The 16,258-nt window shown below is 37.9% G+C and carries 13 protein-coding genes and 1 riboswitch; of the genes, 10 read left to right on the top strand and 3 right to left on the bottom strand.

Annotated elements, in window-relative coordinates; genetic code table 11:
• Nucleotides 1–46: 46 nt before the first annotated feature.
• Nucleotides 47–1,447 (top strand): alanine/glycine:cation symporter family protein, encoded by a 1,401-nt coding sequence (locus tag M997_RS14245; protein WP_064720773.1) that lies wholly within the window; start codon nucleotides 47–49, stop codon nucleotides 1,445–1,447.
• Nucleotides 1,448–1,629: 182 nt separating this feature from the next.
• Here the strand turns inward: M997_RS14245 and M997_RS14240 are convergent, their stop codons facing one another.
• On the bottom strand, nucleotides 1,630–3,111 hold the full coding sequence (locus tag M997_RS14240) for an aldehyde dehydrogenase family protein (protein ID WP_064720772.1): 1,482 nt from the start codon (nucleotides 3,109–3,111) through the stop codon (nucleotides 1,630–1,632).
• 494 nt (nucleotides 3,112–3,605) lie between these two features.
• On the opposite strand from M997_RS14240, the gene hcp reads away from it, so the two are divergent.
• The 4 genes from hcp (at nucleotide 3,606) to mgtE (ending at nucleotide 8,452) form a co-directional block, all read left to right on the top strand.
• A complete protein-coding gene (gene hcp / locus M997_RS14235) occupies nucleotides 3,606–5,258 on the top strand; it encodes a hydroxylamine reductase (protein WP_064720771.1) in 1,653 nt (550 codons plus the stop codon).
• Between the two features lie 57 nt (nucleotides 5,259–5,315).
• Nucleotides 5,316–6,320, top strand: coding sequence for an NADH oxidoreductase (gene hcr / locus M997_RS14230; RefSeq protein WP_064720770.1), 1,005 nt, complete (start codon nucleotides 5,316–5,318; stop codon nucleotides 6,318–6,320).
• 273 nt (nucleotides 6,321–6,593) lie between these two features.
• Nucleotides 6,594–6,926 carry a DUF6694 family lipoprotein gene (locus M997_RS14225; RefSeq protein WP_064720769.1) on the top strand — a complete coding sequence of 111 codons (333 nt, stop codon included), beginning with the start codon at nucleotides 6,594–6,596 and terminating at the stop codon, nucleotides 6,924–6,926.
• A gap of 204 nt (nucleotides 6,927–7,130) precedes the next feature.
• Nucleotides 7,131–7,302, top strand: a riboswitch (M-box (ykoK) riboswitch).
• Nucleotides 7,303–7,378: 76 nt separating this feature from the next.
• Nucleotides 7,379–8,452: a magnesium transporter gene (gene mgtE, locus M997_RS14220; protein WP_064720768.1), complete on the top strand. Its 1,074-nt coding sequence runs from the start codon at nucleotides 7,379–7,381 to the stop codon at nucleotides 8,450–8,452.
• Nucleotides 8,453–9,202: 750 nt separating this feature from the next.
• On the opposite strand, the gene M997_RS14215 is transcribed toward mgtE, so the two are convergent.
• Nucleotides 9,203–9,709 carry a SprT family zinc-dependent metalloprotease gene (locus M997_RS14215; RefSeq protein ID WP_156510826.1) on the bottom strand — a complete coding sequence of 169 codons (507 nt, stop codon included), beginning with the start codon at nucleotides 9,707–9,709 and terminating at the stop codon, nucleotides 9,203–9,205.
• Nucleotides 9,710–9,814: 105 nt separating this feature from the next.
• On the opposite strand from M997_RS14215, the gene M997_RS14210 reads away from it, so the two are divergent.
• The 3 genes from M997_RS14210 to M997_RS14200 are packed head-to-tail and all read left to right on the top strand — an operon-like array spanning nucleotide 9,815 to nucleotide 10,994.
• The gene (locus tag M997_RS14210; protein WP_064720766.1) at nucleotides 9,815–10,138 is read left to right on the top strand and encodes an ArsR/SmtB family transcription factor; all 324 of its coding nucleotides are present in this window, start codon (nucleotides 9,815–9,817) and stop codon (nucleotides 10,136–10,138) included.
• Between the two features lie 3 nt (nucleotides 10,139–10,141).
• Entirely contained in the window at nucleotides 10,142–10,579 is a 438-nt protein-coding gene (locus M997_RS14205) for a YeeE/YedE family protein (RefSeq protein ID WP_064720765.1), read from the top strand.
• Between the two features lies 1 nt (nucleotide 10,580).
• The gene (locus tag M997_RS14200; protein WP_064720764.1) at nucleotides 10,581–10,994 is read left to right on the top strand and encodes a DUF6691 family protein; all 414 of its coding nucleotides are present in this window, start codon (nucleotides 10,581–10,583) and stop codon (nucleotides 10,992–10,994) included.
• 335 nt (nucleotides 10,995–11,329) lie between these two features.
• Here the strand turns inward: M997_RS14200 and metK are convergent, their stop codons facing one another.
• Nucleotides 11,330–12,484, bottom strand: coding sequence for a methionine adenosyltransferase (gene metK / locus M997_RS14195; protein WP_064720763.1), 1,155 nt, complete (start codon nucleotides 12,482–12,484; stop codon nucleotides 11,330–11,332).
• 702 nt (nucleotides 12,485–13,186) lie between these two features.
• Here metK and speA point away from each other — a divergent pair.
• The gene (speA, locus tag M997_RS14190; protein WP_064720762.1) at nucleotides 13,187–15,094 is read left to right on the top strand and encodes a biosynthetic arginine decarboxylase; all 1,908 of its coding nucleotides are present in this window, start codon (nucleotides 13,187–13,189) and stop codon (nucleotides 15,092–15,094) included.
• Nucleotides 15,095–15,196: 102 nt separating this feature from the next.
• Nucleotides 15,197–16,117: an agmatinase gene (gene speB, locus M997_RS14185; RefSeq protein WP_064720761.1), complete on the top strand. Its 921-nt coding sequence runs from the start codon at nucleotides 15,197–15,199 to the stop codon at nucleotides 16,115–16,117.
• Nucleotides 16,118–16,258 lie beyond the last annotated feature (141 nt).

The raw sequence follows: 16,258 nt of genomic DNA, 5'->3' as shown, positions 1-16,258 counted from the left end.
ACAAAAAAGAAATATTTTTATAACATTTAGACTAAAAGGGTAACTTATGGATTTTATTACAGATATGTTGAGCGCTATTAATGGCGTGGTGTGGGGAGTACCAATGCTTGTTGGTATTCTCGGCATTGGGCTTTTTATGCAGATTAGGCTTTCTTTTTTACCAATTAGAAAGTTAGGAACTGGGTTTAAATTACTTTTTGAAAAAAATGACAAACGAGGTGAAGGACAAATATCACCTTTTAATGCCTTAATGACGGCGCTTTCTGCAACGATAGGTACTGGAAATATCGCAGGTGTAGCAACGGCGGTTGTTCTTGGTGGACCTGGTGCACTATTTTGGATGTGGATGACGGCTTTAGTGGGAATGGCAACAAAATATTCAGAAGCCGTATTAGCTGTGCGTTTTCGTGAAGTCGATAAAAACGGCAACTATGTTGGTGGCCCAATGTATTACATCAAAAATGGTTTAGGTAAAAATTGGGTATGGTTAGGTACGCTATTTGCCATTTTTGGTAGTTTTGCTGGATTCGGTATTGGAAATACCGTACAAGCGAATTCCGTTGCTGATGTATTACAAAGTAACTTTGGTATTTCTACAACAGTGACAGCTGCGGTATTAGTTGTTTTAGTTGGTGCGGTATTAATTGGTGGAATTAAGCGTATTGCTGATGTAGCTGGAAAGTTAGTTCCCTTTATGACCGTGGGTTATTTTGGTGCCGGCATCGTGGTGTTGGCCATGAATGTAACGGCGATCCCTGATGCTTTTGTTCTTATTGTAAAATCGGCATTTACCCCAGTTGCTGCGCAAGGTGGTTTTGCAGGTGCGGCAGTTTGGGCTGCAATTCGTTTTGGTGTGGCCAGAGGTGTTTTCTCTAATGAGGCAGGCCTTGGAAGTGCACCAATCGCTCATGCTACTGCTAAAACGCAAAACCCAATTCGCCAAGGTTTGATTGCGATGTTGGGGACTTTTATCGATACCATTATTGTTTGTTCTGTTACGGGATTAACAATTGTGATTACGGGGCAATGGCTAACAGGACAAAGTGGCGCGACATTAACAGCAGCCTCTTTTTCGGTCGCTATTCCCGGTGGTAATTATATTGTGGCTATAGCTTTAGCGATTTTTGCATTTACAACTATTTTAGGTTGGAGTTTTTACGGTGAAAAATGTGTGCAATATCTCTTTGGTCCAAAAGCTATTTTGCCATTTCGTATTGCGTGGTTAATCGCTTTACCTATTGGTGCAACACAATCATTAGAGTTTGTTTGGTTATTAGCGGATACATTAAATGCAATGATGGCTATACCCAATTTAATTGCGTTAGCATTGCTTAGCCCGGTAGTGTATCGGTTAACAAAAGAATATATCAAAGACGTTAATGCTAATGATATTGAAATAAATAAAGATGCAAATTCAAAACTAAAAAATGAGGTTGAACCGGAGTAAATCGTTCTTACTCAATTAAGATTAAAACACAACATAATAGAAAGTGGTATGGTCAATTAAAAAAGGCATACCACTTTTTTATATTTTTATCAGAAAAAATAGATAAAAAAAGCCTTCTGGGGAGAAGGCGAAAGAGATGAGTATAGATATTATATTTATTAGAATTTTAAAATGGAGATAGATTATTCTTTCATACTGATAAAGATATTTTTTACTTGGCTATAAGCATCTAGCATCATTTTATGAGTTTCACGACCTAAGCCTGATTTTTTATATCCCCCAAATGGAGCATGGGCTGGCAGCTCATGATAAGTGTTAACCCACATACGTCCTGTTCTTACTGCTTTAGCAACTCGTAGTGCGCGATTGATATCTTGAGTCCACACACCACCACCTAATCCGTATTCAGAGTCATTAGCCATATCAATAACTTCTTCTTCGTTATCAAATGGAATAACACATAAAACAGGTCCGAAGATTTCTTCACGTGCAACACGCATTTGGTTGGTGGCATTAATAATGATAGTTGGACGAATAAAGAAACCATCGTCATAACCTTCACCTGTAATACGTTCACCTCCCGTTAAAACGGTAGCGCCTTCTTTTTTAGCTAACTCAACATAACCTAAAATGGTATCCATTTGGTCTTGGCTAACTTGAGTTCCCATTTGTGTATTTGGGTCAAGAGGATCACCGACGCGGATACTCTCAAACTCAGTTTTTAATGCTTTCAAAAATTCATCATGAATATCTTTATGTAAGAACAAACGAGAGCCAGATTCACAGGCTTGTCCTTGGTTCATTAATATTGCAAGCGCTGAATATTTAACTGCTTTTTTCATATTGGCATCAGGGAAAACAATATTGGCTGATTTACCACCAAGTTCAAGTGTGGCTGGTACCATTTTTTTTGCAGCAGCAGCAGCAACGGTGTAACCCACATTGGTTGAGCCGGTAAATGCCAGTTTATCAATATCTTGATGTTCTAAAATAGCTTGTCCTACGACAGATCCGCGCCCTGTGACAATATTGATCACACCAGCGGGTAATATTTCATTTAAAATACGACCTAGCTCTAATAATGAAAGCGATGTTAATGTCGCTGGATTGATAACAACCGTATCACCAGCAGCGATAGCGGGTGCTAATTTCCATGCTGCCATCAATAGAGGAAAGTTCCACGGAATAATTTGTCCGACAACACCAATAGGCTCGCGAATAACAAGGCTAATGGTATTTTCGTCTAGGACGGCACTTTCATCGGTATGAGAGCGTATCACGCCTGCAAAATATCGAAAATGGTCAATAGAGGCAGGTAAATCTATGTTTTTCGACTCATTGAGTGGTTTACCATTATCGAGTGATTCAATCCAAGCGAAGCGTTCTTGTTCTTGTTCTAATCTATCAGCGATTTTTAATAGTAGAGCTTGACGTTCTGCTGGTGAGCTTTTGCTCCATGTTTTGAATGCATTCCGCGCAGCACTTACGGCATGTTCTACATCTTCAGCACTACCTGACGGATATTCACTGATAAGTTCGCCTGTGGCTGGACTATAGGTTTTAGTTGTTTTTTGCGATGTACTGGATACCCATTCTCCTCCAATTAACATTTTGTAACTTTCAAGAGGACGAAATTGTGGTGGAACATTATTTAATTTAATCATTTTTAATCTCCAGTGTAGGGGGTGAGCATCATCAGTTTTATTTAATACATCTTGTTATGCTCATGCTAATAAAATATATCAATTGAAGTAATTTGATTAGCTATTAATGCGATAGGTGATATTAACTATAAAAAATAATAATCGAAATTACTTTTATAATAAAAAGTGATATAGCTCGAGTCGTGTTTTTATTACTAATTTTCAATTAAATAGCTCACTCTCCCTTTCTAAAGCTTTAATTTTTCTTTTCTATTTATCTTCTTATGAGTTAATGGAAATCACTTCTTGGTTTTACAAACTTGATTGATTTAAGCGAAACCAAGAGGTGTGAAAAAACGATATCAAGCAATAGGTAAGAATTTGCGTTAGATCAAACAACGTTCAGATTGTTTAATTTTGCACTTCTCCTCTTATAAAAATGGCGTATTCTTATGTTGTATATTAAATGCAATTTATAAAAAAAAAGCGTTATCTCTATTTAGAAGGAATGCGATATGTATTGTGTGCAATGTGAACAAACAATGAAAACCCCTGTAGGCAATGGTTGTGCCTACGCACAAGGTATGTGCGGTAAAACAGCCGAAACATCTGACTTACAAGATTTATTGGTTGCAGTATTAGAAGGTCTTTCTGCATGGGCACTTGCTGCTCGTAGTGTGGATATTATCGATCATGATGTAGACAGTTTTGCTCCTCTTGCCTTTTTCTCTACATTAACTAACGTAAATTTCGATTCTGATCGTATTGTTGGTTATGCCAAAGAAGCGATTTATTTTCGTGAAAGTTTAAAAGCGCGCACATTAGCTAAAAATGCAGCGATCCAAGTGACGAACCCAAGAGCTGAAATTCAATTAGAAGGCACTGACCTTGTGAGTTTGCAAAAACAAGCACAGCGTTTTGCTCTCAATGGTGATAAAGCTGAAATTGGTGAAGATCTTCATGGTTTACGTATGCTTTGCCTTTATGGCTTAAAAGGTGCTGCTGCTTATATGGAGCACGCACATGTTTTAGGTCAGTACGATAATGAAATTTATGCAGAGTATCACCGCTATATGGCGTGGTTAGGTACTGATCCCGCTGACATGAATGAATTATTAGAAAATGCGATGGGTATTGGCCAAATGAACTTCCGTATAATGGCGATACTGGATAAAGGGGAAACTGATGCTTATGGCAACCCAGTGCCGGTTACTGTCAATGTACGCCCTGTTGCAGGTAAAGCCATTCTGATTTCTGGCCATGATCTCAAAGATTTACAGATGTTACTTGAGCAAACTGAAGGCAAGGGCATTAACATTTACACGCATGGCGAAATGCTGCCAGCTCATGGTTACCCTGAACTGAAAAAATATAAACATTTAGTGGGTAACTACGGTAGTGGCTGGCAAAATCAGCAAGTCGAATTCGCTAAATTTCCAGGCCCGGTGTTGATGACCTCTAACTGTATTATCGACCCTAATGTTGGTAACTATGGCGACCGTATTTGGACGCGCAGTATTGTAGGTTGGCCTGGGGTGAAACACATTACTGATGATGATTTTTCAGCAATGATTGAACAAGCTCAGTCATTAGAAGGTTTCCCTTATGATGAAATTGAACACTTAATTACTGTTGGTTTTGGCCGTCAAACCCTGTTAAATGCGGCTGATACTGTGATTGATTTGGTATCACAGAAAAAACTGCGCCATGTATTTTTAGTGGGGGGGTGTGATGGTAGTCGTGGTGAACGTAGTTATTACACTGACTTAGCTAGAGAAATTCCACAAGATTGTTTAATTATGACATTAGCTTGTGGTAAATATCGTTTCAATAAATTAGATTTTGGCACATTAGAAGGCTTACCACGCTTACTTGATGTGGGTCAGTGTAACGATGCTTACTCTGCGATTATGCTAGCGGTTCACTTAGCTGAGAAACTGGGTTGTGGTGTGAATGATTTACCACTGTCCTTGATTTTGTCATGGTTTGAACAAAAAGCGATAGTCATTTTGTTAACTCTACTTTCATTGGGCGTCAAAAATATTTATACCGGGCCAACTGCACCTGCGTTCTTAACAGATAATCTGTTGGCAGTGTTAAATGAAAAATTTGGTATGCGCTCTATCACCACGCCAGAACAAGATCTTAAAGATATTCTTTCTGCTTAACGTTTTAATTCATCATCATTGCCGAAGCCTACGGGCTTCGGTGAGGAATCAATATCCATGACGATGCCAACATCTCTTTGTCCTAATCGTATGCAAGTTCACTCTATTAATCAGGAAACCCCTGAAGTGTGGACGCTGAATTTAATTAATCATGACTTTTATTCTTATAAGCCGGGTCAATTTGCATTGGTGAGTATCAATAATAGTGATGAAACATTACGTGCTTATACCATTTCATCTTCACCAGGACTAAGCCCTTTTATTACCTTAACCGTTCGTCGTTTAGAAAATGGTGTGGGTTCAGGATGGTTAACTTCGAAGGTAAAAGTAGGTGATTATCTTTGGTTATCGGATGCGCAAGGCGAGTTCACTTGTGCGGGTAAAGAAGGTGCGCGTTATTTAATGTTAGCGGCTGGATGTGGTGTAACACCTGTTATGTCGATGACACGTTGGTTGTTAAATAATCAACCTAAAGCAGATATTACCGTTATTTTTAATATCCGTGAACAAAGTCAGTTTATTTTTGAGCAAGAATGGACGGAATTAGCGAACGCTTATCCTTACAATCTCAATTTTATTATGATGTCTAAATTACCAGATAATAAAGGGTTATTTAGTGGTCGTATTTCTCAAGAAAAATTAGCTGCATTAGTACCTGATATTGCGAGTCGCACCGTTATGTGTTGTGGCCCAAATAGTTATATGGAAGATACAGGACGTTTTGCAAGAAATCTTGGTGTACCTGCTGAGAATATCTTTATGGAACGTTTTGGTGACGAACCTGTTTGTGTCGATGACAATGAACAACTTACCATGACTATTCGTCATCCATTATCACAAATTAAAGTACCTGTTGGCGTATCGTTATTATCGGCGATGGAAGATAACAGTGTTCCTGTTTTTGCTGCTTGCCGCGCAGGTGTATGTGGTAGTTGTAAAACGCGCATTATTAGTGGCGACTATGATGTTACTAGCACCAGTACATTAACACCTGAAGAGATAGCTCAAGGCTATGTTTTAGCCTGTAGCTGTCGTTTAAAAGGGGATATTGAGCTTGCTTAATATTCTATTATTGCCTTCCTTCTTTCTTTTTTGTTCTCTTTTTTTACCCTGTTAATATATTAACAGGGTTTTTTGTGTCTATTCCCTCAATTAAATGTTGATATCATCAGGACAATACTGAGGTATTTTTATATTAGCGGTTTGATGTTTATTTATTCAATATAATAAAAGCATGAAAGTAACGACAATATAAAAATATATTTTAGGTTATAGGCAGTTTCCTTATAAACATTCTGCTATGATTTAATTTATCGATAGGGAAAGGGGGGATATATGAAAAAAATGTTATTTATTTGTTTGTTTGGTGTCATGCTTTCTGGCTGTGAAAAATCTCAAACCCTTGATGGCTCTAACGTTGAGTCACTACGAATATCGATAGTTGAAATGCGTAACTCGCTGCCTTTAGATGAACAAGAGCGCTTTGATGAAGCGCTAGAATTAGCAATGCTAAATGATATTAACTTTAATGATCTTGTTGTTGCAGGCCGTAATAAAAATGCAGATCTTATTACGCAAAAAATGTGTCAATCTTTAGATGGTAAAACAGTAAAAGAGATATTTCTACAAGCGGAACAAATCAAAGTACAAAAATTAGCATTTAAATAATCAATTAATAAACAGATTATTTAGTAAACCACGATATTAATCTTCGTGGTATTTTTATATTTATTTTTAATGATATCTTGTCATTCAATTTCATTCTGAATGTTTTTATCATGTATTTTATCAATAGAACTTAAACAGAATCGCTATGGTGCTTTTCATTATATTGTGGCTGGTTATAATGCGCGCCGCATTCGCAAGAAAAGTGCAGTATCTCGTTAGGCGAGGCTCCTATACAAACATAGGTTACTGATCTGACGACGTCGAGAGACGCCCAAGATTAGGACAGGATATATCGACCGAAGGTATATCCCCATGTAACTTCCTGTATTCATTGGATACGTTGTATAGTGCTAAAACCGAGACGTGTAGATAGCTTTTGCATTCTCGCTTCTGGTTTCGCCCCTATGGAGAACTGATTTGCTAAACACAAACAGTAATAGGGAACCACAACAATGAAATTCACCACTCAAAATAAAATGGATGCTGTATTAGTTGCAGATGCATCCTTAAACACACCTCAAAATAAATCAACACAAGATCAATACAACCGTTTAAAAGACGATGCGACTGTTAGCGCCTATATGAGCCAGTCTTATATTGCAGTTTCTATTGCAGACTCTGTTGAAAATGTGAAAGCACAGCTTGTTAATGATTTAAAAGATGAATTAATCCCAACTTATCTTTATGTGGTTGATAAAGATAATTATCTTAATGGGGTTTTACCGGTTAAATCATTGCTAACCGCTGCGAATGACTTATTTGTGTCTGATATTATGCGTCAAACTTTTTTTTCAGTATCACCAGAGCAAAATAGACACGATGTTTATCAGCTAATAAGCCATAGTGGTTTAGATAGCGTGCCAGTGATGCATTTTGGTAAATTAGTGGGTGTATTGCGTCCTCAAGATATTGCTGAATTGATTGAAGATGAAAATACACTAGATGCTCAAATGCAAGGTGCAACATCGCCATTAGATCAGCCTTATTTAGATACAAGTCCAGTGACTTTATGGCGTAAGCGTGTTGTTTGGTTATTGATGTTATTTGTGGCAGAAGCCTATACCAGCACAGTATTACATGCTTTTGAAGATAGACTAGAAGCAGCGATTTCTTTAGCGTTTTTTATTCCGTTATTAATTGGTACTGGCGGAAACAGTGGTACGCAAATCACCTCAACATTAGTACGAGCTATGGCATTAGGTGAAGTTAGCTTACGCAATGTTTGGTCAGTATTAAGAAAAGAAATAACGACGTCAATTATGGTCGCACTAACGATGGGAATTGCCGGCTTTGTGCGAGCATGGTTCTTAGGTGTCGGCATGGAAGTGATGATTGTTGTTGGTTTAACTCTAGTTTCAATTACAGTTTGGAGTGCTGTTGTTTCTTCGGTTATTCCAATGGTGTTAAAACGCTTAGGGGTTGACCCTGCTGTTGTATCAGCACCTTTTATTGCCACATTAATTGATGGAACAGGTCTTATTATTTACTTTGAAATCGCATCGCATGTGATGAGTGAGTTTGCTTAAAGCAGCAACAAATCGAATCCTTCAATAGAGTCGGCGATATTAATTATATCGCCGATTTTTTAGTATTTTAGTCAATTTAAGTTGCGGTGGCATCTTAAACATAAAATAACCCAGGGGGTAACGATAAAACATAATGAATAAAATTTTTTTATTAATATAATTATAGCTAGTGCTTACTGAGTTCATAAGAAAATAAATAAAAGCTATGTTTAAAAAAATTATAGTAAATTTGTAATATTGAGCTGGAAGTGATTATTTAAATCAAAGATATAGCAAGTAAAATAAATAAGCCTTTCAATAAAATATAATCAAATATCAATGTATCAAAACGCTATTTATTGACTTAATTGTCATAATTTTGAGTTGTTTTTTGTGTATCTTTAGTTGATAAATTTACTATTATTTTATCTATACTGATTTTTATCATGCCATTATCTTAAAATTAAACTGCTTTATTTTTTTAATCACAATATGCTCGGATCTTAACGTTATCATTATTTCTTACCGATATGTCACAACTACAAAATAAAAACGATTTATTTTTAATCAAAATACTATTCGATACCATACCAAAGCCTTTTTATATTCCTTTTTTTATCATGTTAGAACAACAATATTTACGTACTTTATCTTACTAAATAAATTAAATGCGACTAATCAATATGAAGCTGGGGAGAAAATAAAATATAGGGTTTATACCAGTGGAAAATGAGGATTAGGAGTAAGGAATTTTTGAGTTACAGGGTGATATTAAGTGGTCGTAAATTTTAGAATTTCTTGGCAACGACGGCAGCGATATTCAGTTTCACCACGCTGCACTTTATTATGACGGCGAAGTGTTAAACGGTGTGGTTCTTCACATTGACAAGTATAAGTAAAGGTTTTGGCTTTTACATTGCTTACATCAAAATGATGTGTTCGCTTTGCTGGAACCTGTAAAACCGTTTCCATCATCCATTTCCATTCCTTTCCATGAGGGGCAACTCGGCCAAAATGTCGGTTTACTAATAAGTGTGCTAATTCATGAGGAATAACTTCTTCAATAAAATTCTGTTTATTTTCAATCAATAATGTAGGATTAATGCGAATTTCCCAATTTGCATAATAGGCACTGCCTGCAATAGTTCCTCTCTGGTTATAATGTAGAGCGGGTTCTGGGTAATTTGTATTAAGATACTGATTGGCCTGCTGCAACTTTTCACGCAATGTTCGCATAACATTTTGCACTAAGGCGATAGGGACTCTGACAGTTTTCATGTTACAGAGCATATAGTGCCTTATAAAAACACGCAATAAAAAGAAAACTTGCACAATATATAAATTAACATATTATTAAAAAGTATATTGATTATGGAGTTTACCATGACACAACGAGTTCAACCTGATTTATTGGATGCAATGAAATTAGCGGCTAATGAGGCCTCTACCATGCTTAAAACGCTGGGAAATGGCGACCGTTTACTTTTATTGTGCCAATTGAGTCAGGGAGAAAAAAGTGTAAGTGAATTAGAAGAGAGTTTAGGCATTCGTCAGCCAACGCTTTCTCAACAGCTTACCGTTTTACGTAACGAAGGACTTGTGGAGACTCGTCGTGATGGAAAACGTATCTTTTATTCTATTGCTGATGAAAAAGTGTTGGTGTTGCTCAATACGCTTTATCAGCTTTATTGTCCTATAGTAGGCTAAATTATGAGTATTGACTGGGTTCACTTTACGCCACTTAGTGCGGCAATAGGTGGACTTATGATAGGTCTAGCAGCGGCAATATTATTACTTTTTAATGGTCGTATTGCTGGAATAAGCGGTATTTTAGGTGGTGTTTTATCAACTAATCAACAAGGAAATGGTTGGCGGTGGGCATTTTTATTAGGCATGTTGATTGCACCTTCGCTGTTTTATTTGTGGGATAAACCACTGACCCCTGTTATTGAAGCTTCTCCTTGGATGTTAGTCATTGCCGGATTGCTGGTGGGTGTAGGTACTCGTTTGGCTAATGGTTGTACAAGTGGTCATGGTATTTGTGGTTTAGCGCGATTATCGCGTCGCTCTATTGTTGCTGTTTTGGTTTTTATGGCAACCGCATTTATCACCGTTTATCTTCTACGCCATGTTATAGGAAGTGAATGAAATGACTAAATTCGTTGCCTTTCTTAGTGGCTTATTATTTAGTGCAGGATTAATTGTGGGCGGTATGAGTGATCCACAGAAAATCCTTGCATTTCTTGATATTACAGGAAATTGGGATCCTTCTTTATTCGTTATTATGGGTGTGGGTCTTAGTGTCAGTATTATTAGCTACCAATTCGCTCGATATCGCCAAAAAAGCTTATTAGCTTGCACTATGGCGATACCAACCAATTCAGTAATAGATAAGCCTTTGGTTATCGGTAGTGTGTTATTTGGTATTGGCTGGGGGCTTGCGGGTATTTGTCCTGGCCCTGGATTGGTATTAGCGGGAGCAGGGTTTCATCAAGGTGGTTTATTTGTGCTGGCTATGATAGCGGGTTGGCTACTCGTCGGATTATTTCGTAAAAGCGCATAATCGCATTATAGAAATGAAATAATGGGGGGTATCTGCCTCTCATTATTTATTTAAAGTCTGCATAAGGAATAAGTAGATGAGAGGGCAAATCTAAATCGTTATTCCAGCAATCAAATAAATAACGTAAATACAATTAATATCAATACAATTAACGCATGATTTAGTGTGCCGTGTTTAGTTATTTATGCCGCTATATTCTTACCTCTTTATGCGAGCTCCAATATGATTGCGGTTTTTTCTATAGCAAAAAATCTGAGATAATAAATATAAAAAAACTGCATCAGAAAGGATGCAGTTTTTTGTGATATTACTTAGTTAAAACAGTTTACTGGTTATTATTTTAAACCCGCTGCTTCACGTAAGATTTCTGCTTTATCTGTTGCTTCCCAAGGGAATTCAGAGCGACCAAAGTGACCATAAGCTGCGGTTTTTTGGTAGATAGGGTGCAGCAAATCAAGCATTTGAATTAAACCATAAGGGCGTAAATCAAAGAATTCACGTACTAACAGGATAAGTTGTGCTGTTGGAATTTTTTCAGTGCCAAAAGTTTCTACCATGATGGAGGTTGGCTCAGCAACACCGATAGCGTAAGACACTTGAATTTCACAACGATCAGCTAAACCTGCCGCAACAATATTTTTAGCAACATAACGTGCAGCATAAGCCGCAGAGCGGTCTACTTTAGAAGGATCTTTACCCGAGAATGCTCCACCACCGTGACGAGCCATACCGCCGTAAGTATCAACGATAATTTTACGACCTGTTAAACCACAGTCACCCATTGGTCCACCAATAACAAAGCGGCCTGTTGGGTTGATAAAGTATTTGGTTTGCCCATTTAACCATTCTACAGGAAGAACAGGTTTGATTATTTCTTCCATTACAGCTTCATGCAGTGCTTCTTGAGTAATATCTTCAGAATGCTGAGTTGATAAAACAACTGCATCAATACCAACAATTTTGTTGTTGTCGTATTGGAATGTAATTTGGCTTTTTGCATCAGGACGTAGCCAAGGTAATGTTCCTGCTTTACGGACTTGTGCTTGGCGTTGAACTAAACGGTGAGCATAAGTAATAGGAGCTGGCATTAAAACATCAGTTTCGTTAGTTGCGTAACCAAACATTAAGCCTTGGTCACCAGCGCCTTGCTCTAGAGGATCAGCGCGGTCAACACCTTGGTTGATATCCGGCGATTGTTTGCCAATGGCACTGATAACTGCGCAGGAATTAGCATCAAAGCCCATATCAGAGCTGGTGTAGCCGATTTCACGAACAGTATTGCGTGTGATTTCTTCGATATCGACCCAAGCTTTAGTGGTAATTTCTCCGCCTACCATTACCATACCTGTTTTAACATAAGTTTCGCAGGCAACACGAGCTTTTGGATCTTGTTCTAAAATAGCATCCAATACGGCATCAGAAATCTGATCCGCAATTTTATCTGGATGACCTTCTGATACTGATTCAGAAGTAAAAAGATGTGTAGTCATTATATTTCGTTACCTTAATACGATACGAATGATTTAAGGATGGATGTTTTAACATCTAGACGTCCATTTTAGGACTGTTTCCTCTTTAATTCCAGTTTTTTTTAATCAATTATAGGGATGAAGGAGAATCAAATAGTTAATCTTATTTTTTGTTACACGATATTTTATTGCCAATAAAAAATAGAAAAGAAGAAAAAAGTCACTTTCATGCATTTTGCTTTTGCATTTTTGATAAACTACAGGTATAAACTCGCGGTTACTGTGAAATCTGAACACAGTGTAAACCGCAGGATTATCTGAGATCCTGTTTCTCTGTTAGGGAAATGGCTTATAGCCTTAAGCCATGTGTGGAGTGAATGGGTAATGATCCATTGTCTACAGGTTAGTTTATTCAAAAACCAAAATAGTACTCGTCAATACTATGCCCGTAGTATGTTTAGAGTAATTTCCTCTCTGAGCTCTTTTTCCTTAGAGCGAAGTTGTCTGTTACTTGCCAATAGGTGATTGTGTTAACTTCTTATAGGTTAGCCCGATAACTTTCTACTATTATTATGTCCTGCTATATGCTGGATAATCATATAAAAATATATAGTGAGTCATTACTTCCTACTGTTATTTATCAGTTGTTTCAGTTATTCGTGAGATTATTGACTACTATAGTGACAGGCACGGTATAAACTCATACTCCCTAAGGAGAATGTCATGAATGATAACATCGCTCGCAAGATGCAGCAGACCTATAACATCACATATTGGGGTGGTGGGTACTATTTAGCGAATAATCGGGGAAATATTAGTGTTTGCCCTAATCCTGATGTTCCTGAGGCAACTTTGGACTTAACAGAATTAGTGAAGCAAGTACAAGAAGAGTATTCCCATATGCGCCTTCCTGCACTTTTCTGCTTTCCTCAAATTTTACAGCATCGCTTGCGTTCTATTAATGCTGCGTTTCATCGCGCACGTGAAGCTTATGGTTATAAAGGCGATTACTTTTTAGTTTATCCTATTAAAGTTAATCAGCAGCGCCGTGTTATTGAATCACTGATTAATGCCGGTGAACCGTTAGGCTTAGAAGCGGGTTCTAAAGCTGAGCTTATGGCAGTGCTTGCTCATGCCAATATGACAAGTTCGGTGATTGTGTGTAATGGTTATAAAGACCGCGAATATATTCGTTTAGCACTTACTGGTGAAAAACTCGGACATAAAGTTTTCTTAGTTATTGAGAAAATGTCTGAGATAAAAATGGTTTTAGAAGAAGCCGAACGTTTAGAAGTTATTCCTCGTTTAGGAGTTCGTGCTCGTCTAGCTTCTCAAGGCTCGGGTAAATGGCAAGCAAGTGGTGGCGAAAAATCAAAATTTGGTTTGGCCGCAACTCAAGTATTGCAATTAATTGATACTTTACGCCAAGCGGGTCGCATAGATAGTTTGCAGTTATTACATTTCCATTTGGGTTCACAAATGGCAAATATTCGCGATATCGCAACCGGTGTGCGTGAATCAGCGCGTTTTTATGTCGAGTTGCATAAATTAGGTGTGAATATTCAATATTTTGATGTGGGCGGTGGTTTAGGTGTGGACTATGAAGGCACACGTTCGCAATCTGATTGTTCTGTAAATTATGGCCTTAATGAATACGCCAATAATGTTATTTGGGCTATTGGGGATGCGTGTGATGAGAATGAATTACCACATCCAACTGTTATTACTGAATCAGGCCGTGCTTTAACCGCACATCATACCGTATTAATTTCTAATGTGATTGGTGTTGAGCGTAATGAATTTACGGCAATCACCCCACCTGAAGAAGATGCATCAAGACCTATCGCTAGCCTTTGGGAAACATGGGAAGAGATGCAAACCAAAGGACATAGCCGTTCATTACGTGAATGGTTACACGATAGCCAATTAGATCTGCATGATGTGCATACACAATATGTCCACGGCATGCTAAGCCTGACTGAGCGTGCATGGGCAGAAGAGCTTTATTTGAATATTTGTCGCCATATTCAATATGATTTGGATCCGAGTAATCGAGCGCATCGTCCGATAATTGATGAATTACAAGAACGTATGTCAGATAAGTTCTATGTAAACTTCTCACTTTTTCAATCGTTACCTGATGCATGGGGTATTGATCAGTTATTCCCCGTTTTACCTATCGAAGGTTTAGATAAACCATTAGATCGTCGAGCAGTATTGCTGGATATCACTTGTGACTCTGATGGTATTATCGATCACTATGTTGATGGTGATGGCGTAGAAACAACCATGCCAATGCCAGCGTATGATCCAGAATATCCACCAATGATTGGCTTTTTTATGGTCGGGGCTTATCAGGAAATTTTGGGCAATATGCATAACTTGTTTGGTGATACGGCCGCTGTTGACGTTTATCTTGATGAGCGAGGAAATCTGACTTATCAGCTAAGCGAAGAAGGCGATACCGTTGCTGATATGCTTCAGTATGTGAAACTTAATCCAGCAGTATTATTAGAACGTTTCCGTACTCAAGTAAAAAATGCACGGTTAGATGAAGCACTGCAAGAGCAGTTTTTAACTGAGTTTGAAAGTGGTTTATACGGTTATACGTATCTGGAAGAAGAAGAGTAAGCGCTTAACTTCCCAATGCAAAAGTGGTGCTTAGTGCATCACTTTCTATCTATCATATTGATTTATTGTTGCTTGTTTTGAATAAGCAATAGAGGCAAAAGCATGAAAAATAGTACGTTAGGTAATGAGACTGATAATTCGTTGATCTCTAATGCATTCGGTTTTTTACGTTTTCCACTGAATTTTCAACCTTACAGCAGTGATGCTGATTGGGTTATTACCGGTGTTCCTTTTGATATGGCAACATCAGGTCGTGCAGGAACGCGTCATGGCCCTGGTGCTATTCGTCAAATTTCAACGAATTTAGCGTGGGAAGGTAATCGCTGGCCATGGGATTTTGATATGCGCGAGCGCTTAAGTGTTGTTGACTGTGGTGATTTAGTTTTTAACTTCGGTGATGCACAAGATATGAGTGACAAATTACAAGCTCATACTGAGAAACTATTAGCCGCGGGTAAAAAATGCTTAACATTTGGTGGTGACCACTTTGTTACATTGCCACTATTGCGTGCTCACGCAAAACATTTTGGTAAAATGGCATTAGTGCATTTCGATGCACATACCGATACTTATGGTAACGGTAGTAAATTCGATCACGGGACTATGTTCTTCCATGCACCAAATGAAGGGCTTATTGATCCTAATCATTCTGTTCAAATTGGTATTCGTACTGATCATGATAGCGATAATGGTTTTACGGTATTAGATGCAGCACAAGTCAATGATCGTGGTGTTGATGATCTCGTTAATCAGATCAAAACTATTGTTGGCGATCTTCCTGTTTATCTGACATTCGATATCGATTGTCTTGATCCTGCTTTCGCACCAGGGACTGGCACGCCAGTTGTGGGTGGATTAACAACCGATAAAGCATTGAAAATATTGCGTGCATTACAGCCACTGAATATTGTAGGAATGGACTTAGTTGAAGTCTCACCGGCTTATGACCAATCCGATATTACGGCATTAGCTGGGGCGACTATTGCATTAGATATGCTCTATCTGCAAGCGACTAAAAAGTAATTATTGTTGATGAAATAATGACTAGGCGATGTTTTTATTGGGCATCGCTTTTTTATTGTTAGAATAAATAACTTAAGCATTTTTTGCTAACCTGCATTCACCGAGCTTATATTTCCTTTTCTCTCTTTTTTCGCTAATTTT

It is taken from the genome of Proteus hauseri ATCC 700826 (assembly GCF_001654965.1).
GTDB lineage: Bacteria > Pseudomonadota > Gammaproteobacteria > Enterobacterales > Enterobacteriaceae > Proteus > Proteus hauseri.
Note: the sequence above shows the minus strand (reverse complement) of the source record. Positions and strands in the feature narration are given on the sequence as shown.